General features: G+C 66.7%; 27 protein-coding genes. 10 read left to right on the top strand and 17 right to left on the bottom strand.

Annotated features, from left to right (window positions below; translation table 11 throughout):
- Positions 1-149: 149 nt before the first annotated feature.
- The 9 genes from WFK61_RS24200 to acnA form a co-directional block, all read right to left on the bottom strand.
- Positions 150-1172, bottom strand: a complete 1023-nt coding sequence (locus WFK61_RS24200; protein ID WP_336814610.1) for a zinc-binding dehydrogenase — start codon at positions 1170-1172, stop codon at positions 150-152.
- A gap of 15 nt (positions 1173-1187) precedes the next feature.
- Complete coding sequence (locus WFK61_RS24195; RefSeq protein ID WP_336814609.1) at positions 1188-1472, bottom strand: type II toxin-antitoxin system RelE/ParE family toxin; 285 nt, start codon at positions 1470-1472, stop codon at positions 1188-1190.
- Entirely contained in the window at positions 1469-1717 is a 249-nt protein-coding gene (locus tag WFK61_RS24190) for a CopG family ribbon-helix-helix protein (RefSeq protein ID WP_265056986.1), read from the bottom strand. The genes WFK61_RS24195 and WFK61_RS24190 overlap by 4 nt, the downstream gene beginning before the upstream one ends.
- 56 nt (positions 1718-1773) lie before the next feature.
- Positions 1774-2520: an SDR family oxidoreductase gene (locus WFK61_RS24185; RefSeq protein ID WP_336814608.1), complete on the bottom strand. Its 747-nt coding sequence runs from the start codon at positions 2518-2520 to the stop codon at positions 1774-1776.
- Entirely contained in the window at positions 2517-3797 is a 1281-nt protein-coding gene (locus tag WFK61_RS24180; protein WP_336814607.1) for a beta-ketoacyl-ACP synthase, read from the bottom strand. Before WFK61_RS24180 ends, WFK61_RS24185 begins: the two co-directional genes overlap by 4 nt.
- A gap of 11 nt (positions 3798-3808) precedes the next feature.
- Positions 3809-4942: a beta-ketoacyl-ACP synthase gene (locus WFK61_RS24175; protein WP_336814606.1), complete on the bottom strand. Its 1134-nt coding sequence runs from the start codon at positions 4940-4942 to the stop codon at positions 3809-3811.
- Positions 4939-5403, bottom strand: coding sequence for a 3-hydroxyacyl-ACP dehydratase FabZ family protein (locus tag WFK61_RS24170; RefSeq protein ID WP_336814605.1), 465 nt, complete (start codon positions 5401-5403; stop codon positions 4939-4941). The genes WFK61_RS24175 and WFK61_RS24170 overlap by 4 nt, the downstream gene beginning before the upstream one ends.
- 129 nt (positions 5404-5532) lie before the next feature.
- Positions 5533-5814, bottom strand: a complete 282-nt coding sequence (locus WFK61_RS24165; protein WP_047580420.1) for an acyl carrier protein — start codon at positions 5812-5814, stop codon at positions 5533-5535.
- A gap of 203 nt (positions 5815-6017) precedes the next feature.
- Positions 6018-8717: an aconitate hydratase AcnA gene (gene acnA / locus WFK61_RS24160; RefSeq protein ID WP_336814604.1), complete on the bottom strand. Its 2700-nt coding sequence runs from the start codon at positions 8715-8717 to the stop codon at positions 6018-6020.
- Between the two features lie 219 nt (positions 8718-8936).
- Between acnA and ccmA the strand changes: the two genes are divergently transcribed.
- Both ccmA and ccmB read left to right on the top strand, forming a co-directional pair.
- A complete protein-coding gene (gene ccmA / locus WFK61_RS24155; RefSeq protein WP_336814603.1) occupies positions 8937-9560 on the top strand; it encodes a heme ABC exporter ATP-binding protein CcmA in 624 nt (207 codons plus the stop codon).
- Positions 9557-10225, top strand: a complete 669-nt coding sequence (ccmB, locus tag WFK61_RS24150; RefSeq protein WP_336814602.1) for a heme exporter protein CcmB — start codon at positions 9557-9559, stop codon at positions 10223-10225. Before ccmA ends, ccmB begins: the two co-directional genes overlap by 4 nt.
- A gap of 5 nt (positions 10226-10230) precedes the next feature.
- Here ccmB and WFK61_RS24145 read toward each other — a convergent pair whose 3' ends face one another.
- Positions 10231-10458, bottom strand: a complete 228-nt coding sequence (locus WFK61_RS24145; RefSeq protein WP_336814601.1) for a hypothetical protein — start codon at positions 10456-10458, stop codon at positions 10231-10233.
- Between the two features lie 202 nt (positions 10459-10660).
- On the opposite strand from WFK61_RS24145, the gene WFK61_RS24140 reads away from it, so the two are divergent.
- From WFK61_RS24140 to WFK61_RS24120, 5 genes are all read left to right on the top strand, one after another.
- Positions 10661-10903, top strand: a complete 243-nt coding sequence (locus WFK61_RS24140) for a hypothetical protein (RefSeq protein WP_336814600.1) — start codon at positions 10661-10663, stop codon at positions 10901-10903.
- Positions 10904-11011: 108 nt separating this feature from the next.
- On the top strand, positions 11012-11773 hold the full coding sequence (locus WFK61_RS24135; protein WP_336814599.1) for a heme ABC transporter permease: 762 nt from the start codon (positions 11012-11014) through the stop codon (positions 11771-11773).
- On the top strand, positions 11770-11955 hold the full coding sequence (gene ccmD / locus WFK61_RS24130) for a heme exporter protein CcmD (protein ID WP_336814598.1): 186 nt from the start codon (positions 11770-11772) through the stop codon (positions 11953-11955). Before WFK61_RS24135 ends, ccmD begins: the two co-directional genes overlap by 4 nt.
- Positions 11952-12545: a DsbE family thiol:disulfide interchange protein gene (locus tag WFK61_RS24125; protein WP_336814597.1), complete on the top strand. Its 594-nt coding sequence runs from the start codon at positions 11952-11954 to the stop codon at positions 12543-12545. The genes ccmD and WFK61_RS24125 overlap by 4 nt, the downstream gene beginning before the upstream one ends.
- Before the next feature lie 65 nt (positions 12546-12610).
- Complete coding sequence (locus WFK61_RS24120; RefSeq protein WP_336814596.1) at positions 12611-13210, top strand: YqhA family protein; 600 nt, start codon at positions 12611-12613, stop codon at positions 13208-13210.
- Positions 13211-13272: 62 nt separating this feature from the next.
- Here the strand turns inward: WFK61_RS24120 and purQ are convergent, their stop codons facing one another.
- The 4 genes from purQ to purC all read right to left on the bottom strand — a co-directional run bounded on the left by purQ (position 13273) and on the right by purC (position 15721).
- Entirely contained in the window at positions 13273-13968 is a 696-nt protein-coding gene (gene purQ / locus WFK61_RS24115) for a phosphoribosylformylglycinamidine synthase subunit PurQ (protein WP_336814595.1), read from the bottom strand.
- Positions 13969-13971: 3 nt separating this feature from the next.
- Positions 13972-14214 carry a phosphoribosylformylglycinamidine synthase subunit PurS gene (purS, locus tag WFK61_RS24110; protein WP_257735086.1) on the bottom strand — a complete coding sequence of 81 codons (243 nt, stop codon included), beginning with the start codon at positions 14212-14214 and terminating at the stop codon, positions 13972-13974.
- A gap of 83 nt (positions 14215-14297) precedes the next feature.
- Positions 14298-14885 (bottom strand): hypothetical protein, encoded by a 588-nt coding sequence (locus WFK61_RS24105; RefSeq protein ID WP_336814594.1) that lies wholly within the window; start codon positions 14883-14885, stop codon positions 14298-14300.
- A gap of 41 nt (positions 14886-14926) precedes the next feature.
- Positions 14927-15721, bottom strand: a complete 795-nt coding sequence (gene purC / locus WFK61_RS24100; RefSeq protein WP_257735084.1) for a phosphoribosylaminoimidazolesuccinocarboxamide synthase — start codon at positions 15719-15721, stop codon at positions 14927-14929.
- 317 nt (positions 15722-16038) lie between these two features.
- Between purC and WFK61_RS24095 the strand changes: the two genes are divergently transcribed.
- Positions 16039-16362, top strand: a complete 324-nt coding sequence (locus WFK61_RS24095; RefSeq protein WP_257735083.1) for a DUF1476 domain-containing protein — start codon at positions 16039-16041, stop codon at positions 16360-16362.
- A gap of 149 nt (positions 16363-16511) precedes the next feature.
- Entirely contained in the window at positions 16512-17291 is a 780-nt protein-coding gene (locus tag WFK61_RS24090; protein WP_336814593.1) for an HpcH/HpaI aldolase family protein, read from the top strand.
- A gap of 171 nt (positions 17292-17462) precedes the next feature.
- Here WFK61_RS24090 and WFK61_RS24085 read toward each other — a convergent pair whose 3' ends face one another.
- A complete protein-coding gene (locus WFK61_RS24085) occupies positions 17463-18107 on the bottom strand; it encodes a DNA-3-methyladenine glycosylase family protein (RefSeq protein WP_336814592.1) in 645 nt (214 codons plus the stop codon).
- Between the two features lie 140 nt (positions 18108-18247).
- On the opposite strand from WFK61_RS24085, the gene gluQRS reads away from it, so the two are divergent.
- Entirely contained in the window at positions 18248-19129 is an 882-nt protein-coding gene (gluQRS, locus tag WFK61_RS24080; protein WP_336814591.1) for a tRNA glutamyl-Q(34) synthetase GluQRS, read from the top strand.
- Positions 19130-19133: 4 nt separating this feature from the next.
- On the opposite strand, the gene WFK61_RS24075 is transcribed toward gluQRS, so the two are convergent.
- Together WFK61_RS24075 and WFK61_RS24070 are read right to left on the bottom strand one after the other, a co-directional pair.
- On the bottom strand, positions 19134-20051 hold the full coding sequence (locus WFK61_RS24075) for an AEC family transporter (RefSeq protein WP_336814590.1): 918 nt from the start codon (positions 20049-20051) through the stop codon (positions 19134-19136).
- Between the two features lie 113 nt (positions 20052-20164).
- Positions 20165-22189, bottom strand: a complete 2025-nt coding sequence (locus tag WFK61_RS24070) for a M23 family metallopeptidase (RefSeq protein ID WP_336814589.1) — start codon at positions 22187-22189, stop codon at positions 20165-20167.
- Between the last annotated feature and the right edge of the window lie 623 nt (positions 22190-22812).

Genomic DNA, 22812 nt, shown 5'->3' with positions numbered 1-22812 from the left:
GTTGGTCGCATTTTCTTCACGCGAACCGGTGCCCACTTCGCTTGAAAATGCTCTGGAACGCCCGTGCCGAGAGCAAGACCGGGCCTTGAGCGGGCGATCTGGGGCAGGAAGCCGCCCGCGTCAAGTCCTTGGCGGGGAACAGGTCCCGATCAGAACGCGATCACGACCTTGCCGAAGACCTGCCGGCCCTCGATCCGGGCGAGGCCCTTCTCGAATTCGGCGAGCGGGAAGACCGAATCGATCACCGGCTTCATGCCGCCGGCCATCTTCTCCAGCGACTGCGCGATATTCTCGATACGGCAGCCGAAGGAACCGGTGATCCGGTATTGCTGCTGGAAGAGCTGCATCAGGTTGATCGTCGCCGACGGACCGGAGGTGGCGCCGCAGGTGACGAGCCGGCCGCCGCGCTTCAGGCAGAGCAGCGAGCCGTTCCAGGTGTCGGCGCCAACGTGCTCGAACACGACATCGACGCCCTTGCGGCCGGTGAGCTTGCGGACGACGCCCTCGAAGCGGTCCTCGCGGTAGTTGATGACGTGATCGGCGCCGAGCGCCTTGGCCTTGGCGCCCTTCTCGTCGTCGCCGACGGTCGTGTAGACCGTGCAGCCGATCGCCTTGGCCATCAGGATAGCGGCCGTGCCGATGCCCGAGCCGCCGGCATGGACGAGCACAGATTCGCCGGGCTCCAGCTTCGCATTGTCGAACAGCATATGCTGGACCGTGCCGAAGCCGATCGGCGCGCAGGCGGCATCCTCGAAGGAGACGCCCTTCGGCGCCTTGATGGTGAGGCGCGCCGGGCGGTTCAGCACTTCGCGGGCGAAGCCGTCGATATGGAAGCCCATGATACCGGCGACGTTCTCGCAGAGATTGTCGCGGCCTTCGCGGCAGGCCTTGCACTGGCCGCAAGTGTCGGCGCCATAGGCGGTGACGGTGTCGCCGGGCGCAAAGCCGGTCACGCCCTCGCCGACGCAGACGATCTCGCCGGCCGCCTCGACGCCGGCCGCCTGCGGCATCTTGCGCTTGGCGAAGGCCATGCCGCGAAAGCCCCAGAGATCGAGATAGTTCAGACCGACCGCCTTGATGCGGATCTGCACCTCGCCCGGAGCGGGCGGCGGCGGCGGCTCGATCTCCTCGAGACGGAGGTCACGGTCGCCATGGAGCTGGAGGGAACGCATGAGATTCAAACGCTTTCAGAGCTTGTCCGGCCATTGCCGGGAGGTATGGATCACGGCGATGATCTGAACGGAGTCATCGTGCACGCGATAGGGCAGGATATACGATGTCCCGGGAACCACGAGTTCGCGAGTGCCTTCGATGCGCCCGGGCCGGCCGCTTGCCGGATGATGTAGCAGTTGCGTCGGTGCGGCGCGGATCATGCGGACCATCGACAAGGAGGCATAAGGATTGAACTGCGTCAGATAGTGCGCTGCATCGCGCAGATTGCGCTGCGCCCTTGGCGTCCAGACAATCCTCATTTCTGGTCGATCTTGGCCTGAATCTCGGCCTCGATCGCATCAAGATCGGCTTCGGTGACGAACTCGCCGCGGTCGGCTTCCGCCAGGCCAGCCTTGATCTGCTCGACTTGCCAGGCGTTCAGCTCGACATAGGTCTCGATCGCCTTAGTGGCGAGCCAACTCCGAGAGCGCTCAGTGTCGGCGGCCAGTGCGTCGAGCTTGGCCAGCATCTCGTCGTCGAGGCGGATGGTGAAGGCTGCCGTCATGTCGGTTCACTCCGGTTCGAGGTGAACCATACCATGAGCGGCGGTTTTGGTCGAACTCAGCGATGCACGCCGAGCTGCGCCGTCAGGCCGCCATCGATCGGCAGCACGGTGCCGCTGATATAGGCGGCGGGCTCGCTCATCAGGAACGCGGCGAGGCCGGCGACCTCCTCCGGCTTGGCGAAGCGGCCGGCCGGGATCTGCCCCTGCATCATGTCGCGATAGGCGGCGTAAGGCGCCATCATGTCGGTATCGACGAAACCCGGCGCGATCACGTTGACGGTGACGCCGCGCTTGCCGGTCTCGACGGCCAGCGTCTTGGCATAGGAGATCAGGGCGCCCTTGGACGCCGCATAGGCGGCGTTGCCGGGGTTGCCGCGCAGCGCCGCGACGGAGCCGATCGCGACGATGCGGCCGGCGCGGGCGCGGATCATGGTGCGCATCAGGCTCTTGGCGAGGCGGGTGAAGGCCCAGAAATTGACCTGCATCGCCGCTTCGGCCTTGTCCTGCGCCATCATTGCGGCAAGCGAATCGTAGGGCTGGCCGGCATTGTGGACGAGGCCGAAATAGCTCTCGCTCTCGCGCGCCTCGCAGAACGCGTCGAGCGCCTCCTTGTCGGAGAGATCGAGCGGCAGGGCCGTGATCGCCCGGCCGGGATGGCTGGCGGCGATCTCCTCAGCCAGCGCCTTCGCCTGTTCGGCGGAGGAGCGGAAGGTGAAGTCGACATCGTGGCCGGCCGCGGCGAGCGCGCGCACGATCGCGGCGCCGACGCCCTTGGCGCCGCCGGTGACGAGAATCTTGGTCATGCAGCCTCCGGGGGCGCCGTCAGCACGAGGCAGGTGTTCTGGCCGCCGAAGCCGAAGGAATTGGAGATCACCGTCCTGACCTTCGCCTTGCGGGCCGTGTTCGGGACGACATCGAGCGCGATGGCCGGGTCCGGGTTCACGTAGTTGATCGTCGGCGGAATCGTGCCGTTGGCGATGGTCATGAAGGAGATCACCGCCTCGACCGCGCCGGCCGCCGTCAGCGTGTGGCCGATCATCGACTTGTTCGAGGAGATCGGCAGACTCGCCATGCGCTCGCCGAAGACGGCGGCACAGCTCATCGCCTCCATCTTGTCGTTCTCGGGCGTCGAGGTGCCGTGGGCATTGATGTAGTCGACATCGTCGGGCGTCAGGCCGGCATCGGCCAGTGCATCCTGCATGGCGAGGATGGCGGGCTTGCCGTCCGGGCTGGAGCGGGTGCGATGGAAGCCGTCGCCGCGCTCGCCGCAGCCGGCGACGACGCCGAGGATCGTCGCGCCGCGCGCCAGCGCGTGGTCGTAATCCTCCAGCACCAGGGCGCCGGCGCCCTCGCCCATGACGAAGCCGTCGCGGTTCTTCGAGAACGGCTTGGCTGCGCCCTCCGGCGGGTCGTTCTGGGTCGAGAGGGCCGAGAGCAGCGAGAAGCGGATCAGCGCCTCGGCATGGATCGAGCCGTCGGTGCCGATGCAGAGAGCGGCCTGCGTGTCGCCGCGGCGGATGGCTTCGACGCCCATCTGGATCGCGGTCGCGCCGGAGGAGCAGGCGGTCGAGAGCGAGATCGGCGAGCCCTTGGTGCCGAACCGGTCGGCGATATGGTCGGCGACGCCGCCGAAGACGAAAAGCTCGTGCATCGGCTTGTATTTATGGGTCGCAGCGGCGCGCAGCAGGCTGTCATAGTCGACCTCGCCGTCGATCGACTGGGCGAGCTCCTGCTTCTGCGGCCATTCCATCTCGACGGGCGGGACCGCCATAAAGAGTTCGCCCGGGAAATCGCCTGCCGTGCCGATGCCGCTCTGCCCGACGGCCTCCTCGGCCGCGAGCGTCGCCAGTTTTTCGGAGAGCTGGGGAGCGGTGAACGGGCCATCGAACAGGAAATCGACGGTGCCGCCGATGCTGGTCTTCAGCCCCTCCGTCGGGAAGCGATCGATGCGGTGGATGCCGGATTTCCCGGCGGTCAGGGCCTGCCAGTTGGTCGCCTTGCCCTGGCCGAGCGAGGTGACGACGCCGAGCCCGGTGACGGCGACGAGCGGACGACCCTTGGCGTCGCGATGCGTGGTCATGGTTTCAACCCTCACGCTTGAACGAGATGCGCGGCGCCCTCGCCACGCCAGTGGCCGGCGCCGGTGACGATCGCTTCCTTGGCCTGTCCGGCTGACAGGGCGATTGCCGCGAGCGCCACCGAAACCGGGAAAGCGGCTTCGACGCCGTGGCCGACGAGATCGCCGGTTGCGATGCGTTTGGCGGAGGGCGCTGCCGCGGCGATGGCAGCCGCTTCCTCGCCGGTGATGCCGGCGCAGCCGGTCGCGGCGGACATGGCGAGCGCGTCGCCGGAGATCGCGCCGAAGCTGCCGAGCAGCGTCGTCAGCGCCGACTGGACCGTGCCGGCCTCGCGGCGGCTGCGTGCGGCGCCGCTGTGGCTCAATTTCGCATAGGCCTTGGCGCCACGCGCGGCGGCGCGTTCGGCCGATTCCAGTACGAGGAAGGCGCCGGCACTGCCGGTGATCAGGCCGGGCGCGTCCTCGCGCGCGAAGACCGGCTTGAAATCGCCGCGGTGCAGATAGCCGCCGAGCTCGAAGAGCAGCAGCATGTCGCGCCGCTCGGCGTTATAGGCGCCGCCGACCAGCATCAGGTCGGATTGGCCGGACGCGATGCGGGCATGGGCCGTGCGGATGGCGTCGACGCCGGCCTGCTCCTCGCCCATGAAGGTGCGGGACGGGCCGGTGACGCCATGGACGATGGCGATATTGCCGGCAAGCAGGTTGGAGAGCTGGGCCAGGAAGAGCGTCGGCCGGAGATCGCCCATCAGGCGCTCGTTCAGGAAGGCACCGGGCTCGTTGGCGCCGCGCAGGCCTTCGAGGATGGCGGCATCGACGGCATGGTCGCGCTCGCCGCCACCGGCAGCGACGATGACCTGCAGGGCGCTCTTGGCCTCGGCATCGTCCTTCAGCCCGGCGGAATCGAGAGCGAGGCCGGCGGCATAGACGCCAAGCCGCTGCCAGGGCTCCATCTGGCGCTGGTCGGATTTCTTCGGGATCTGCCGATCCAGCTCCAGCGTCGCCAGCGGGTGGAGCGGATAGGGCTTGAAGCTCTCGGTATCGACGACCGGCGGGCTGCCGGCCGCGAGCGCGGCGGCATGGGCCTCGACGCCTTCGCCGAGGCTGGAGGCGATGCCGATGCCGGTGATGACCACGTCGCGGCGGTTCATGGGGCAGGCTCCGGCGTCAGGCCGATGGCTTCGATGCGGCTCTGCATCAGCGCGCGCATATCGGCGGGGAAAGGCATCAGGCGGAAGCGCAGTTCGGCATCGCAGATCGGCTTGCCTTCGCTGGTCAGCTTCACCTTGGTCGCGGCGTAGCCAGAGCCCTCGATGACGAGTTCGGCGCTGGCTTCGAGTTCGGTGCGGGGCTCGACGAAGGTGCGGAAGCGCGCCTTGTCGACCGTCATCAGGAACGGCATCTGCGAGAGCCCGTTGAGACCGAGCAGGAGATAGCCCGAAGCCTGCGCCATGGTCTCGGTCAGAAGCACGCCCGGCACCAGCGGATGGCCGGGGAAGTGGCCCTCGAAGACCGGGCTTTCGGCGGGAACGGTGGAGCGCGTCACGATGCGCTTCTGCGACGGATCGAAGGTCACGACCCTGTCGATCATGTCGAAATATTCGAGGCGCATGCGATCCTTAGGTCTGCTGGGCACCAGAACGGCGCAAGGCCGCGACACGGATCGGTTGATCCGCGCGACGGCCCCTATGCTCTATCGGGAGCCGCGCGCCGGCTCAAGTCCGGCGGCGGCGGAAGGCTGTTACGCCTTCTTGGCGGCGACGAGATCGTCGATGCGCTTGCAGAGGTTCTCGAGCACGAAATACTGCTCGGCCGGGGCCTTGCCCTCGTTGACTTCCTGCGTCCACTGCTCGAGCGGCAGCTTGATGCCGAAGGCCTTGTCGATCGCGAAGGCGATGTCGAGGAAGGCTAGAGAGTCGATGCCGAGATCTTCGATTGCGTGGCTCTGCGGGGTGATCTTCTCCCGCGGAATATCGCAGGTTTCGGAAATGATGCCGGCGACCGTCTCGAACGTGGCGGACATGCTGCGGGTGCTCCCGTCTGTTGTCGGTGATGGCGGACGACATCCGAGCGCGGGACCTCGTCCCTGCGCCTGCCCCTAGTCGCCACCGAGGATGACTGAACCGCCCCCTTACACTGCGGCGGGCGCGAGGACAACCGGGAGGCGTCCCCGATGCGTCATGGCCGGCTAGCGCCGGCCATGAGTGTGTTGTCGCTGCTTCGGGCTCAGGCGGCGAGGCCGCGCAGCACGTAATGCAGGATGCCGGCGTTCTTGAAGTAGTCGATCTCGTCCAGCGTATCGATGCGGCAGAGGATCGGCACCTTCTTCACCGAGCCGTCGGCATAGGTGATCTCGGCTTCCATCATCTGGCGCGGCTTGACGTTGGCGAGGCCGTGGATGGTGACCATCTCGTCGCCCTTCAGGTCGAGCGAGGCCCAGCTCGTGCCTTCCTGCAGGGTGAAGGGAACGACGCCCATGCCGACCAGGTTCGAGCGGTGGATGCGCTCGAAGCTCTGGGCGATCACCGCCTTGACGCCGAGAAGGTTGGTGCCCTTCGCCGCCCAGTCGCGCGAGGAGCCGTTGCCGTATTCGACACCGGCGAAGATCACCAGCGGCACCTTCTCCGCCTGGTACTTCATCGCCGCGTCGTAGATCGGCAGCTCTTCCTTCGTCGGGTAGTGGATGGTGTAGCCACCCTCGCGGCCGTTCGGGCCGAGCATGTGGTTGCGGATGCGGATATTGGCGAAGGTGCCCCGCATCATCACCTCATGGTTGCCGCGGCGCGTGCCGTACTGGTTGAAGTCGGCCACCGCGACGCCATGCTCGGTCAGGTACGAGCCAGCCGGAGAGGCCGCCTTGATCGAACCGGCCGGGGAGATGTGGTCGGTGGTGATCTTGTCGCCGAACAGGCCGAGGATGCGCGCACCCTTGATGTCGCCGATCGCGGCCGGCTTCTTGCCCATGCCCTGGAAATAGGGCGGGTTCTGCACATAGGTCGAGGCGTCGTCCCAGGCATAGGTCTCGCTCTTGGGGGCGTCGACCGCCTGCCAGTGCGCGTCGCCCTTGAAGACGTCGGCATACTTCTCCTCGAACATCGCGCGGGTGACGTTCTCACGGATGAAGCTCTGGATTTCCTTGTTGGAGGGCCAGATATCCTTGAGATAGACGTCCTTGCCGTCCGAGCCCGTGCCGATCGGCTGCGTGGTCAGGTCCATCTGGACCGAGCCGGCGAGCGCATAGGCGACGACCAGCGGGGGCGACGCCAGGTAGTTCGCCTGCACGTCCGGCGAGACGCGGCCTTCGAAGTTGCGGTTGCCGGAGATGACGGCGCCGGCGATCAGGCCCTTCTCGTTGATCGTCTTCGAAATCGGCGCCGGCAGCGGGCCGGAATTGCCGATGCAGGTGGTGCAGCCGAAGCCGACCAGGTTGAAGCCGAGCTTGTCGAGATCGGTCTGGAGGCCGGACTTGGCGAGATACTCGGCGACGACCTGCGAGCCGGGCGCCAGCGAGGTCTTCACCCAGGGCTTCACCTTCAGGCCCTTGGCGACCGCGTTGCGGGCGAGCAGGCCCGCGGCCATCAGCACCGATGGATTCGAGGTGTTGGTGCAGGAGGTGATGGCGGCGATGACGACGTCACCGTGCCCGAGGTCGAAATCCTCGCCCTCGACCTGCACGCGGCGCGAAATCTCGGCGCCCTTCTTGTAGTCGGTGTCCATGGCGGCGGCGAAGCCGGCCTTGACGCCGGAGAGATCGACGCGGCCTTCCGGACGCTTCGGGCCGGCCATCGAGGGCTTGACCGAGGAGAGATCGAGCTCGAGCGTGTCGGTGAAGACCGGATCGGGCGTCTCGCGGGTGGCGAAGAGGCCCTGTGCCTTGCTGTAGGCCTCGACCAGCGCGATACGGTCCGCCTTGCGGCCGGTGGTGGTGAGATAGTCCAGCGTCTCGGCATCGACCGGGAAGAAGCCGCAGGTCGCGCCGTATTCCGGACCCATGTTGGCGATGGTGGCGCGGTCGGCCAGCGTCAGGTTGTAGAGGCCGGGGCCGAAGAACTCGACGAACTTGCCGACGACGCCCTTCTTGCGCAGCATCTGCGTGACCGTCAGCACGAGGTCGGTCGCGGTGATGCCTTCCTTGAGCGAGCCGGTCAGCTTGAAGCCGATCACCTCGGGCAGCAGCATCGACTGCGGCTGGCCGAGCATCGCGGCCTCGGCCTCGATGCCGCCGACGCCCCAGCCGAGAACGGCGAGGCCGTTGACCATGGTGGTGTGCGAGTCGGTGCCGACGACCGTGTCGGGATAGGCGACCTCGACCTCGACGCCGTCGATGGTCTCCTTGCGGGTCCAGACGGTCTGGGCGAGGTATTCAAGGTTGACCTGATGGCAGATGCCGGTGCCGGGCGGGACGACGCGGAAATTGTCGAAGGCGCCCTGGCCCCACTTGAGGAACTTGTAGCGCTCGGCATTGCGCTCGTATTCGAGCTCGACGTTCTGCGAGAGCGCCTTCGGCGTGCCGAACTCGTCGACGATGACCGAGTGATCGATGACGAGATCGACGGGCACGAGCGGGTTGATCTTCTGCGGGTCGCCGCCGAGCGCCTTCACGCCATCGCGCATCGCGGCGAGGTCGACCACGGCCGGAACGCCGGTGAAGTCCTGCATCAGCACGCGCGCCGGGCGGAAGCCGATTTCCTTGCCGGCGGTGCCCTTGTCGTCGAGCCAGGCGACGAAGCCTTCGATATCGGCCTTGGTGACCGAGCGGCCATCCTCGAACTGCAGCAGGTTCTCGAGCAGCACCTTCATCGAGAAGGGCAGCTTCGAGATGCCGGGCAGGCCGTTCTTCTCGGCATCGGGGAGGGAGTAATAGGTGTAGGTCTTGCCGCCGGCGGTGAGCGTCCTGCGGGCTTTGAATGAGTCGAGCGAGGCCATTCGGGCTTGATCCTGATCAAGGGGTTGCGGTCACGACCGGAGCGCCCTTGCGGACACCGCCGTTCGAAGGCCTAATGCGCGTGACGCGCGCGCCGCCTCGGGAGTGCCCGAGCCCCGCGCCGGATCGGCGTGCGGCGTAGCCGCGTGTTCTATAGAGCAATTCCAAGAAGCGCGCTAGATGAACGAAATGAGCTCGAACGCATCTGCGGCAGCGCTGCCTTGAAGCAAGTTCCATTCCCGCCGACGCGCCTTCTCGCCGAGAATCTCGCCTGCCGACGTAGCGGCAGGCTGATTTTCGAAGGCTTGAGCTTCACGTTGCAACCGGGCGAAGCGATCGCGCTGACCGGCCGCAACGGCGCCGGGAAGTCGAGCCTGATCGCCATGCTCTGCGGAAAACTCCGGCCCGATGGCGGCAACATCCGGCTGGAGGGTGCGGAGGATGAGGCCGATCTCGCGGAGGTTTCACACCTCGTCGGGCATCGCGACGGGCTGAAGACGGCGCTGACGGCCCGCGAAAACCTCGCCTTCGCCAGGGATGTGCTGGGCGATGCTGCCGCGACGCCGGACGAGGCGCTGGCCGTCGTCGGGCTTGGCCATGCCGCGGAGCTGCCGGCGGGCTATCTTTCGGCCGGGCAGCGTCGACGCGTCGCACTGGCGCGGCTGCTCGTGTCGCGCCGTCCCTACTGGCTGCTCGACGAGCCGCTTTCGGCCCTCGACACGGCGTCGCAGGCGATGGTCGCCGGATTGATGCGGGATCATCTGGCCGAAGGCGGTGCGATTCTCGCCGCGACCCATGGTCCGCTCGGGATCGAGGGCGCGCGCGAAGTCAGGATCGGACCGTGAGACGCGCTTTCGTTGCGATCCTGAAGCGCGACCTTGCCGTCGCAAGCCGGGCCGGCGGCGGGGGCGAGCTGGCGCTCGTCTTCTTCCTGACGCTCGTCGTACTCGTGCCCTTTGCGCTCGGGCCCGATCTCAATCTGCTCTCGCGGATCGGGCCGGCGATCCTCTGGCTCGGCGCGCTGCTCTCCGTCCTGATCGGACTCGACCGCCTGTTCCAGAGCGACGAGGAGGACGGTTCACTCGACCTGATCCGGGCGTCGGCGCTGCCGCTGGAACTCGCCGTTCTGGCCAAGGGGCTGGCCCATTGGCTGACGACGGGGCTGCCGCTGGCGCTGGTCTCGCCATTGCTCGGTTTGCTGGTAGCCTTGCCGGGCGAGGGCGTCCTGCCGCTGGTCGCGACGCTTCTGGTCGGCACGCCGGCACTCAGCTTCATCGGGGCGGGCGGCGCTGCGCTGGCCGCAAGCCTCAGGCGCGGCGGCTTGATCGTGCCCGTGCTGGTGGCGCCCTTGACGGTGCCGGTGCTGATCTTCGGGGTGTCCGCCGCCAATGCGGCCGTCGGTGGCACCGTGCCCTTCCTGACGCCGTTCCTGATCCTCTGCGCGATCTCGCTCGGTGCCATTGTGGTCGGCACGGTGGCGGCGGCGGCAGCGCTGCGATCGGCCGAATAGGCGGCTCAGTCGCGCTGGGGAGCCTGCGGTGCGAACTCGACGGGATGGCCGCATTGCGTCGCGAACCTGGCGACGGAGGCCGCGATATCCTCGAGAGCGATGTTGCGTTCGACGAAGACGAGGCGAATTTCCTCGGCGGCGGCGTTGACGTCGAGAATGGGCGCCTCGTCGATCTTGCTGCGTACCTTCATCTCGACGGCACGCTGCATGTCTTCCGACAGCTTGATCAACATGGTCGATCCTCCTGATGTCAGGCTAGCGCAAGGATGCCGGCAACGCAAGATGGGGGAATGAAAAAGAATAATATTTTCAATAGTTTAGTAAGATAACAAACTGCAGGAACAGACTCCGGTGGCGGCTTCTGGGGCGCTGCTTGCATCGCAGCCGGAGGCCCTGTTATCGTCACTTACTCATTTTGATGCGGTTGCACCAAAGATGTCGTCCGACGAACGCGGCGAACGCCTGCAGATCATGCTCAGCCAGGAAGAGCTGCGCGCGCTTGAGGACTGGCGTTTCGCCAAGCGCATGCCGAGCCGCGCCGCAGCCGTACGTGAGTTGCTACGGCGGGGGCTGGCGGCGGAGGGGTTCGACCTCGCGGGAGAAGGCGTTCAGTCGAAGCAGTTCGGCATCGTCGACAAGGGCGGGGCGGATGCCTCCTCGGCAGAGGACGAGAACTAGCCGAAGCGTGATTGTCGCAGCCTGTCGGCATCCATTGCTTGGAACCCGTCGAGATTGCTAAAGCTGCGCCATGGCGCTCAAGCCCCCGCACGTGACATCGCCGGCATCATGGCCAGCCTGATCGACCTCGCCAATCCGACGCGCTTCATGCGTTTCTCGGCCGCGTTGCTGCCGTGGCTCGCCGCGATCGCGGCGCTGTTGATCGTCGTCGGGCTCTATCTCGCCTGGTTCAAGGCGCCCGCCGACTACCAGCAGGGCGAGACCATCCGCATCATGTTCATCCATGTGCCGGCCGCCTGGCTCGCCATGATGTTCTATTCGATGATGGCGCTCTCGGCGTTGGGTACGCTGGTCTGGCGCCATCCGCTTGCCGATGTCGCGCAGAAGGCGGCCGCGCCGATCGGCGCCTGTTTCGCGCTGATCTGCCTGGTCACCGGCGCGCTCTGGGGCAAGCCGATGTGGGGCACCTACTGGGTCTGGGACGCGCGGCTGACCTCCATGCTCGTGCTGCTGCTGATCTATCTCGGCCTGATCGCGCTCTGGCGGGTGCTCGACGATCCCTCGCGCGCGGCGCGGGCCGTCGCCATCCTGACGCTGGTCGGCTTCGTCAACGTGCCGATCATCAAGTTCTCGGTCGACTGGTGGAACACGCTGCACCAGCCGGCCTCGGTGCTGCGCATGGACGGGCCGACGATCCATGCCTCGATGCTCTGGCCGCTGCTGATCCTGGCCGTCGGCTTCACGCTGATGGCGCTGTCGCTCCACATGGTCGCGATGCGTGCCGAGATCATGCGCCGGCGCGTGCGGACGCTGACGATCCTCGAAGCCGAGCGGCTCGACCGGCTGGCGGCGCAAGGCGCGCCGGCATGAGCGCGCTTCTCGACGCCATCGGGCCACATGCCGGCTTCATCCTGGCGTCCTATGGCGCGGCGGGGCTCGTTCTCGTCGGGCTGACGCTGGCGATCCTGCGCGACCACGCCGCCCAGAAGCGGGCGCTCGATGCGCTGGAGCGCCGCGGCGCCGGCCGTCGTTCGGGCCGGGAGGCGGCATGAGCCAGGCCGAAGCTGTGCCGCGGCGGCGTTCGCCGCTCGTCTTTCTCGCACCGCTGATCATTTTCGGCCTGCTCGCCATCGTCTTCGGCGTCGGCCTGTTCAGCGGCGACAAGAGCAAGGTGCCCTCCGCCCTGATCGGGCGCATCGCGCCGGCGATCACGCTTGCGCCACTGGAGGGATTGCAGCGGGACGGCAAGCCCGTGCCGGCTTTCGGCAATGCCGATCTGGCCGGCGGGAAGGCGACGCTGGTCAATGTCTGGGCAAGCTGGTGCGCGCCCTGCCGGGTCGAGCATCCCGTGCTGATGGGCCTGGCCGAGACCGATGCGGTGAAGCAGGGCAAGGTCGCGCTGGTCGGGATGAACTACAAGGACGAGGCCGAGAATGCCCGCCGCTTCCTCGGCGCGCTCGGCAATCCGTTCTCGGCCGTCGGCGTGGATGCTGCCGGGCGCGGGGCGATCGAATGGGGCGTCTACGGTGTGCCCGAGACCTTCGTCATCGGGCCGGACGGGCGCATCCTTGAGAAACATGTCGGCCCGCTCGACCAGATGGCGGCGAGCAAGCTGCTGCAGCGGGCGCTGAAGGCCCGCTGATCAGCGCTGCCGATCCGGCCTGACATCGCGACCAGCGCCGCAATTCGCCCTCGGGTTGCCGTGCGATGGAGTTTCCCTTTTTCAGTCGATGTCCTAGCTTTCGCGGGATCGCTTTTTCGCGCGAACCGCAACGGTTCCGCGCGACGATGCGAGTGGATGCCGCCGACCTGCCTGCCAGAGACGTTCCGATGCTGAAGCGTATCCTGTCTTCCAGCCGCTATATGATGCTGATCCCGGTGCTGGGCGCATTGCTGGGCTCACTGGTGCTGATGTTCTACGAGATGATGGTGCTGGGACTGACCTTCGCCAACACGGTCCGGCAGGCGGAAGCATCCTCGAAAGCGGTCAAGGTTTTCGCAGTCGGCCTGGTCGAGGCCGTCGATGTCTTCCTGATCGCGATCGCGGTCTATATCATCGGAATCGGGCTGTATAAGCTCTTCATCGACGATGATATTCCGCTGCCGAAATGGCTGACGATCAATAATTTCGAGGATCTGAAAAGCAGCCTGATCAGTATCGTTATCGCGGTGCTGGCAGTGCTGTTCCTGAGAGAAGCGGTCTCCTGGGACGGGAGTCAGAATCTCCTCGAATTCGGAGTTCCGCTTGCTCTGATGATCGCTGCCCTCTCGCTCTTCCTGATGAAGGGCAAGTCCGAAGCGAAATAGCTGGAGCGGCGAAGCTCCCGACCGGCGCGCTGCGCGTGGATCGGGAAGCAATCTCGGGGATGTCAGGCCGCGCGCCTGGAGCCGACGAGGCTCTGGAACAGGCCGCGCCCATCCGTGCCGCCGACGAGCGAATCGATCAGGTTTTCCGGGTGCGGCATCAGGCCGAGCACGTTGAAGCCGGGCGAATAGATGCCGGCGATGCTGTTGAGCGAGCCGTTCGGGTTCGCCGCCGGGGTGACGTTGCCTTCGGCATCCGCATAGCGGAAGGCGACGAGGCCTTCGCCTTCGAGGCGGGCGAGCGTTTCGGCATCGGCGATGTAGTTTCCCTCGCCATGGGCGATGCAGACATCGATCGTCTGGCCCTTGGCATAGGCGCTCGTATAGGGCGTGTCGTTGCGCTCGACCTTGAGGTGCTGGCGCTTGCAGACGAATTTCAGATGGGCGTTGCGCACGAGGATACCCGGCAGCAGCCCGGCCTCGCAGGCGATCTGGAAGCCGTTGCAGATGCCCAGCACATAGCCGCCGCGGGCGGCATGGGCGCGGGTGGCGTCCATGATATGGGCGCGGCCGGCAATGGCGCCGGTGCGCAGATAGTCGCCATAGGAGAAGCCGCCCGGCAGCACGACGAGATCGGTTCCGGCCGGCAGCTCGCTGTCGCCGTGCCAGATATGGGTGACCTCGGCGCCGGCCTGCTTCAGCGCCTTGGCGACGTCGCCGTCACGGTTGGAGCCGGGAAAGGTGATGACGGCGGCTTTCATCGCTCAGGCTCCGATCTCGACGCGGTAGTTCTCGATCACGGTGTTGGCGAGGAGCTTGTCGCAGGCGGCCTTGAGGGCGGCCTCGGCGGCGGCCTTGTCCGAGCCCGAGAGCTCGATGTCGAAGACCTTGCCCTGGCGGACGGAATCGACGCCGTCGATGCCGAGCGACTTCAGCGCGCCTTCGATCGCCTTGCCCTGCGGATCGAGCACGCCGTTCTTCAGGGTGACGGTGACGCGGGCTTTCATGGGGTTCTCCGGACGCGGATTGTTACGGGTGCCTTAACGGCGAATCGAAGCGGGCTCAACCGTTTCCCGCCGTTTCACGTGAATCAGCGGCTGCGCCAGGCGGCTTCGGCATCGCGGCGGGCGGCCTCGGCGGTCTCGCTGACGGCGAGTGCCAGCACGAGCCGGTCGGCCTCGCGGCCATAGAGGATCGCGGTGACGGCCTGACGGCCGGCGGTATCGAGCGAGCGGATCGTGACGAGAACGCCTTTGGCATCAGTCGAATCGATGCGGGCGACGTCGGTCGCGCTGCGGGCTTCCGGTTTCGCTTCGGGCTTCCGCTTCAGCCTGCGCTGCGCCTTGCGGCGTTCGGCCGCTTTCGCTGCCGCCATCCGGGCGAAGGCCTGCCCGAGGCTCGCCGGGCTTTCCGACAGGGCCTTTTCCATGTCGCGGGCCTGTTCGCCTTCGAGGGCGATCACGGCGGCGAAGCCCTGGCGCGTGCAGGTGTCGCGCGGGCAGAACACCATCGAGCGGGCTTCGAGCCCGTCATTCAGCACCCAGGAGGCGATCGGCAGGGTCTGCCAGCCCTGCGAAGCCGGCAGGTCGGCGATACCCGGCCCGAAATGATAGGAGCAGGCGCCGAGCAGGAGGCCGCCGGCGAGAGCCAAGGCTGCGACATGAAAACGGGAGCGCATGCGCCCCCGTTTCAATCGCGATGATGGCCGAGCGATGGCGCTCACTGCACGAGGCGCGGGCCGGACGGGCCGGGGTTCTCGTTCTCGCCGAGAATGCCGAGGCGGCGGGCGACCTCGGAATAAGCCTCGATCAGGCCGCCCATGTCGCGGCGGAAGCGGTCCTTGTCCATCTTGTCCTTGGACTTGATGTCCCAGAGCCGGCAGGAATCAGGGCTGATCTCGTCGGCGACGACGATGCGCATCATCTCGCCTTCCCAGAGCCGGCCCGTCTCCATCTTGAAGTCGACGAGGCGGATGCCGGCGCCGAGGAAGAGGCCGGAGAGGAAATCGTTGACGCGGATGGCGAGCGCCATGATGTCGTCGATCTCCTGCGGCGTCGCCCAGCCGAAGGCGGTGATGTGCTCTTCCGAGACCATCGGATCGTTCAGCGCATCGTTCTTGTAGTAGAACTCGATGATCGAGCGCGGCAGCTGCGTGCCTTCCTCGAGGCCGAGGCGGGTGGCGAGCGAGCCGGCGGCGATGTTGCGCACGACGACCTCGAGCGGGATGATCTCGACCTCGCGGATGAGCTGCTCGCGCATGTTCAGCCGGCGGATGAAATGCGTGGGCACCCCGATATCGTTGAGATTCGAGAAGATGTGCTCGGAGATGCGGTTGTTGAGCACGCCCTTGCCGTCGATCACTTCATGCTTCTTGGCATTGAAGGCGGTGGCGTCATCCTTGAAATGCTGGATCAGCGTACCGGGCTCGGGTCCTTCATAGAGGACCTTCGCCTTGCCTTCGTAAATGCGACGGCGGCGATTCATGGGTATGTACCGTGGCTTGAGGAAATCCAAAGGTTGGCCCTTCTCTGGACGCGATGGTCTCGCGGCGGGATCTGGCCCCTGATCTGTTCTTGTCCGGCGTCGTCGGCCTGTCGGACACGTTGGGTACGAATCCAGCGGCGGCAACGATGCCGGTTGCGTGCGGGAACACCGGCGGTGCTCTCGCGCCTGCTATATGGAGCGTCTACGTCGTAAACGCAACAAATCGGCGTTTGGAGGCTTCCAGACGCTTAAAGACCGCTGAAGACCCGGATCGAGGCTGGCTCTCGCCTCACGAGCAACCTATATGGTTGATCGACATATTCCCCAGACAAGGACATGGACGCCGCATGACGACCTTCGACCAGCGCAAGGACGCCTACGAGAACAAGTTCGCCCATGACGAGGAGCTGCGCTTCAAGGCGACGGCCCGGCGCAACAAGCTGCTCGGGCTCTGGGCTGCCGAGAAGCTCGGCAAGAGCGGCGCGGATGCCGAGGCCTATGCCAAGTCGGTCGTCGTGGCCGATTTCGAGGAGGCCGGCGACGAGGACGTGGTGCGCAAGGTCAAGAACGACTTCGCGCTGGCCGGCGTCACCGTCGCGGACACCGAAATCCGCACCGTGATGACCGAGCTGCTGATCAAGGCGGCCGACGACATCCAGGCGGGGCGCTAACAGCACCACAGCCGGCTCGCATCCCGGCTGACGCAGGACGTCTTTGAAACGGGCGCATGGGCGCCCGTTTGCTTTTCCGGCCTGACACTGTTCAACCTGCATCGACCGCCGCAACGCCCGAAATGCGGCCAGACACGGATGAACGCATCATGGCCAAGCCCACCGTCCTCGCTTCCCTCGCCGATCGTTTCGCCCGGGGTGACAGCGTCGTCTCGGCCTGGTGCGGCCTGCCCGACCCGTCGATCGCGGCGGTCCTGGCGCAGGAGGATTTCGATGCGATCACGCTCGACATGCAACACGGGCCGATCACGCTCGGTGAGGTCATCCGCGCGATCCCGCTGATCAACGCAGCCGGCAAGCCCGCGATCGCGCGCATTCCCGTCGGCGAGTTCCAGAACGTCTCGAAGCTGTTCGACAGCGGCGTCTCCGGCGTCATCGCGCCTATGATCAACACGATGGAAGATGCCCGCCGCTTCGCGGCCTATGCCAAGTATCCGCCGATGGGCGAGCGCAGCTGGGGCAGCTATGGCGGACTCGGCGCTTCGGGCCTCGATCAGAACAGCTATCTCAAGGCCGCGAACGGCTTCTCGATGACCTTCGCGATGATCGAGACGCGTGAGGCGATGGCGATCGTCGACGACATCCTGGCGCTGGACGGGATCGACGCCCTGTTCGTCGGGCCGTCCGACCTGTCGATCGCTCTCTCCGGCGGGGCCAGGGTCGATGCCACCGCGCGCGAGGTCGATGAGGCGCTCAAGCATGTCGTCGCCCGCGCTTCGGCGGTGAACAAGCCGGTCGCCTTCTATTGCGCGACGGCGGAGCGTGCGAAGCAGGGCCTCGACATGGGCGCGCGCATGGTCACGGTGATGAGCGATTCCGGCATGCTGCGCGCGGCGGCGCAGACGGCGCTCCAGATCACGCGGGGCTGATCCAAGACCGCGTCTCCTCACCTCTCGCGCTCGCGAGGAAACACGCCGTCATCCCGGGCTTGACCCGGGATCCATTCCGGAACGCTTCCGGTCAATGTTCAGGCATGGATCCCGGATCTCCGCTTCGCTGCGTCCGGGATGACACGCGCTCTTCATTGAAAGCGCAGGCGCTCAGGCGTTGATGCCCTCGCGGCGTTTCAGCAGGGCGTAATCCGCCCAGAGCAGCCGCGCCGCAACGCCGCGCCAGGGCCGCCAGGCCTCCGCCATCGCCTGGAGCTCGGCCGGTTTCGGGCGGGCGGTGAGGCCGAAGGCGTGGCGGGCGGCTTCCTGGATGGCGAGATCGCCGGCGGCGAAGCCGTCGCGATGGCCGAGACAGAACAGCAGATAGACATCCGCCGTCCAGGGACCGATGCCCGAGATCGCCGTCATCTGTGCGTGAACCTCCTCCGGGGAGGCGTGTTCGAGCGCCTCGAAGGCGAAACGCCGTTCGACCAGGGCGCTTGCGAGTGCAAGCAGCGTGCGCTGCTTCGGCCGCGACAGGCCGGACAGGCGCATGTCGTCATCCGTCGCGGCGAGCACGCGCTCGGGCGTCAGCGGCACGAAGACGCCGGCGAAGCGGTTCCAGACGGCGCGCGCGCTCGCGACCGACAATTGCTGGGAGACGATGATCGCGGCGAGGCCGGGAAAGCCACCCTCGCGCAGCCGCAGGGGCGGCAGGCCGGTGCGCGCGACGATCGGCTGCCAGTCCGGGTGCAGGGCGACGAGGGCGGCCATGCCTTCCTCAAGATCGGCATTGGATGTGATTCTCTCGATCATGGTCCCGGTATCGATGGCAGAGACGACGGTTTCCGTCAGCAGGGGGGCGCTTGGCTGCGGCGCTCTAGGCCGTTGTTTTGATGCATTTTCTTCACGCGAACCGGTGTCCGTCTCGCTCGAAAATGCTTTAGACAGGAGCGATGCCGCCTGCTCCACCCGTTTTCCGTTTCGCGCCGAGCCCAAACGGGCGCCTCCATCTCGGCCATGCGCTGTCGGCCCTGACCAATGAAGCGCTGGCGCGCCGGTTCGGCGGGCGCCTGCTGCTGCGGATCGAGGATATCGACATCACCCGCTGCCGGCCGGAATTCGTCGAGGGCATCGAAGAGGACCTCGCCTGGCTCGGCATCCGGTTCGAGCCGGGCCACCGCAGGCAATCGGCGCATTTCGACGATTATGCCGGGGCACTAGCTGCCTTGCGTCAGCGTGGACTGGTCTATCCCTGCTTCTGCTCGCGGCAGGAAATCCGCAACGCAGTCGGGGCACGGGAAGCCGCGACCGGGCAGCCCTGGCCGGTCGATCCGGATGGCGCGCCGCTCTATCCCGGCCTCTGCAAGAGGCTCGACCCGGATGACGCGGCGCGACGCATCGCGGCGGGGGAGCCACATGTTCTGCGGCTGGACATGGCGGCAGCGATCGCCGCCTTGAGGCAGCCGTTGCGCTATGCGGTTTTCGATGAGGGGGATGTCCGGCATTCCGTCCCGGTCGCTCCCGAGCGCTGGGGCGATGTCGTGCTCGCCCGCAAGGACGTGCCGACGAGCTATCATCTCGCCGTCACCGTCGACGACGCCTTGCAGGGTGTGACGCATGTCGTGCGCGGCCGGGATCTGGAAGCGGCGACGGACGTCCATGTCCTCTTGCAACACCTGCTCGGCCTGCCGACGCCGCTCTATCATTTCCACCATCTGCTGCTCGATGATGACGGGCAGAAGCTGGCCAAGAGCCGGGATTCGCGGAGCCTCGCGGATTTGCGCGCGGGCGGGATCGGTGCGGAAGAGATCCGCCGGCAGCTCGGCTTCGCTTGAGGGTTCAGCCGACGCCGAGGAAGGTCAGCCAGGCTGCGGTGGTGAAGAGCGAGAGCAGCGTCGAGAGCGTGATCGCGCTCGACGCGTCGGCCACGCCCTGCCGGTAGCGCTCGGCGAAGAGATAGGCGTTGATCCCGCAGGGGCAGGCGGCGAACAGCACGGCGACGCCCGACCAGTGCGGCGGCATCTCGAAGACCCTCGTTGCCAGCCAATAGACCAGGAGGGGATGCAGGCCGAGCTTCAACCCGCTCAGCACGGCCGGCAGGGCGAGCCCGGATTCGAGGCCGTAGCGGCGCATGGCGATGCCCAGGCTGATCAGCGCGCAGGGCACGGCGGCGCCCGCCAGCAGGTCGACCAGCGTCCAGGCCGGCTCAGGGATATACGCAATGAAGGGCCGCACGGCGGATCCGAGCAGGATGCCGATGATGATCGGGTGGGTGAACAGGCGCTTGATCAGTTGCGGGATTGAGGCCGAGCGGCCTTCCGCCAGCAGGGTGGCGACCGTCATCGTGACCGGCAGGTGGATGGCGAGCAGCAGGCCGAGCGGCACGGCGCCGGCATCGCCATAGGCCTTCAGGATCATCGGCACGCCGACGAAGACCGTGTTGGACTGGGCGGCGGCAAAGCCGGAGACGACCAGCTCCGGCCCCTTCCGGGCGAAGAACTTGGCAGCGATGACCATGGCCAACGCCCAGACCACCGCGAGACCAGCGAAATAGGCGATCCAGTAGCCCCAGGGCTGGGTCACCGGGATATCCGCCTTCGCGAGCGTGCGGAATAGCAGGCAGGGTACCGCGAGGACGAAGACGAAATCGGAGAGGCCCTCGCCCGTGGTCTCGCGCAGGAGCTTGGTCCAGCGAGCGATATAGCCGAGGCCGATCAGCCCGAAGACAGGCAGGACGACGAGGAGGGAAGCGAGCATGGCTTCGGGACTCGCGCGAGAGAGGAAAGGCCTGCCTCCGCCGTGTCCGCTCGCGGCCGCGCTGTCAAGCGCTCTGAGCGGGGCGGAGAGTATGGCGCCTTGCCGTCATGCGCTCAGCGCAATTGCGCGAGCGTGCCGCCGGCCTTCTCGATCAGGCCGCGAATCTCGTCGCGCTGGCGCTTGAACTCGGCGAGGGTGGGGCCCTGCAATTCGCGCCCGCGCGGCACGCGGATCTTCATCGGGTTGACGAAATTGCCGTTGACCAGCACCTCGTAATGCAGGTGCGGGCCAGTGGAGAGGCCGGTCGAGCCGAGATAGCCGATGACCTGGCCCTGCCGCACCTTGGCGCCCTTCACGATGCCGGCGGCGAAATTCGACTGGTGCGAATAGGTGGTGACGTAGCCGTTGGCGTGCTCGATCACCGTGTGCTTGCCGTAGCCGGACGACCAGCCGGCTTCCCTGACGGTGCCGTTGCCGGCGGCGAGGATCGGCGTGCCGATCCGGTTCGACCAGTCGATGCCGGTATGCATCTTCGAATAGCGCATGATCGGGTGGTAGCGCATGCCGAAGCCCGAGCGCAGCTCGCCGTCGGCGATCGGCTTGCGCAGCAGGAACTTCTTCAGCGATTTGCCCTCGTCGTCGAAATACTCGATCAGGCCGTCATCGGGCGCCTGATAGCGGAAGACGCGGCGGGTCTCGCCGTTGACGGTGAGGCTCGCGGACAGAATCTCCGCCCGCTCGCCCTCGTCCTCCTCGGTGAAGATCACCTCCAGATTGTCGCCGCCATGGACGCGCTGCTGGAAATCGAGGTCGTAGGAGAAGATGCGGACGAGCTCGTCGACGAGGGGGCGCGGCAGGTCGTGCCGCGCGCCGGTCTCGTAGAGGCTCTCGTAGAGCCGGGCGCCGCCCGAGCCCTCCTCGTCGTCGCCATCCTCGGTGTTGCGCCGCTGCGGCCGCTGCGGGCCGGCCGTGTCCTGCCGCGGCAGATCGACCGGCACGAAGGCGCCCTTGTCGTTCATCGCGATGGTGCCGTCGGGCTGGCCGTTGCTGAGCAGCGAGACGCGCATGATCTGGCGGGCATCGCCCGGGCGCGGACCTGGCGCATAGAGCACTTGCAGGACCTGGCCGTCGGGCAGGGCGGAGGTTCGGATCTTGCCGCCGAAGGCCGTGATCATCGTGCGGATCTGCTCGGGCGCGACGCCGGCGCCGCGCATGACCTGCTCGAAATTCTCGCCGCGCTTGGCCATCACCAGCTTGTCCTCGACGAGAGGCTCGCGCGAGGCCGGGATCGGCGTCTTCGGCGCATTGGTGACGTTTTCGGGGACGACGCGGACCTCGATGCCGGAGAAACGGGTATCGGTCGCCGGCGCATAGGCGAGAATGTCGGTGCCCGGCGCTGCCGTGCCGGTCAGCGTCCGGCTCAGCATCAGTTGCGGCGGGATCGGCAGGGCGCGCTGGCGGCCGGAATTGGCCATGTTGGCGCGCTCTTCCTCGACCTGCGAAATCACCTCGGCATCGCTGAGCTGCGGCTTGCCGGAGGGCAGGGTCAGATCGCCGAGCTCGCGCTTGACGATGGTGACGTCGGCATCCGGCATGTCCTGGGCCGGTTCGGCATAGCGCTCCTCGGGCTGCCCGCCTTCGGCGAAGAGGCGCAGCGGATTGAAGGGCGGAATATTGGACGCGTAGACGCCCGTCGTCAGGGACAGATTGGAGGCGAGGCGGACGAAAGGCCGGACGCGGATCACCTCGCGGTTGCCGGTGCGCTGCGACATCGGCGCCCGCAAGGTGTGGCGCGCCGACATGACCGGCTGGTCGGCAACGAGCTTGTCGGCCTTGCGCGCTCCGCCGCCATCGCCCGCGGCCGAGGAGGAGCGGATCGCGACCGTCTCCGGCTGCTCGGGATAGCTGGTATCGCCGCGCATCGCGACGAGGATCGCGGCACCGAGCAGAGCGGCGCCGCAGGAGCCGACGAGTGCGCAGGCGAACAGCCAACGCAGCGAGACGCCGCGCCGGTCCAGCGGCTGCTGGCGGGAATCGCCCGGCTGGATCGGCGGCTCGATCCCGAGATCGACCAGAAGAGCCGCTGCCTCGGGGGCGAGCGGCTCGGCCGGCTGTGCGAACTCGGGATGGGCATTCATGTCGCGGCGGTTGCTTCTGCGGGCTGTCTCGAAATCTCGATGGCGCCCCTCGCTGTGGCGAAGGCGCCTTGAACGCATCCTGACGAAAGCGCGCCAGGACCATGCCCGTGCCGGAAGCCGGAATCAATCCGTTCAGCCGTGGACGATCTCCTGTGCTGGGAGATTGCGGCTGTTTTGGGAAAGGGCGCGGGCGCCGCGCTCCTGCCCGCATGCGCGCTCGCACGTGCTATGTACGGCGCGGGGCCGATCTGGCCGTTTGCCACCCCAAAGCGTCGGATGAGGGCGGACAATCGGGGCGACTGGCGTGGGATGATCTTCGCCGACGAAAATTTTTGCACCGCGACAGGGTCGATCGCGGCGATCGGTGTCCGGGACCCGATCGGGAAGAGCGCCCGGCACGCCGAAAACCCCCGAAAAGCGGCTCTCGGAGCGGGTTTTGAGGGGGCTGGGAAAAAGAAATGCGTTCCGTCAAAAAAACTTCATCGAGCGTGTTGACTTCCAATCCGGGCCTGGCCTATAAACCGCCCATCGAGACGGCGCCGCCGCTGAGCGGCGCCTCTTCTGCGCTTCCTAAGGACGCTGGGGCTGATGCCGGTTCGCCGGACGGGTTCCTGTCTGAATTT

Source organism: Allobosea sp. MMO-172 (assembly GCF_037147855.1).
Taxonomy (GTDB): Bacteria; Pseudomonadota; Alphaproteobacteria; order Rhizobiales; family Beijerinckiaceae; genus Allobosea.
The sequence above is the reverse complement of the archived record's forward strand: the minus strand, read 5'-3'. Positions and strand labels throughout refer to the sequence as shown.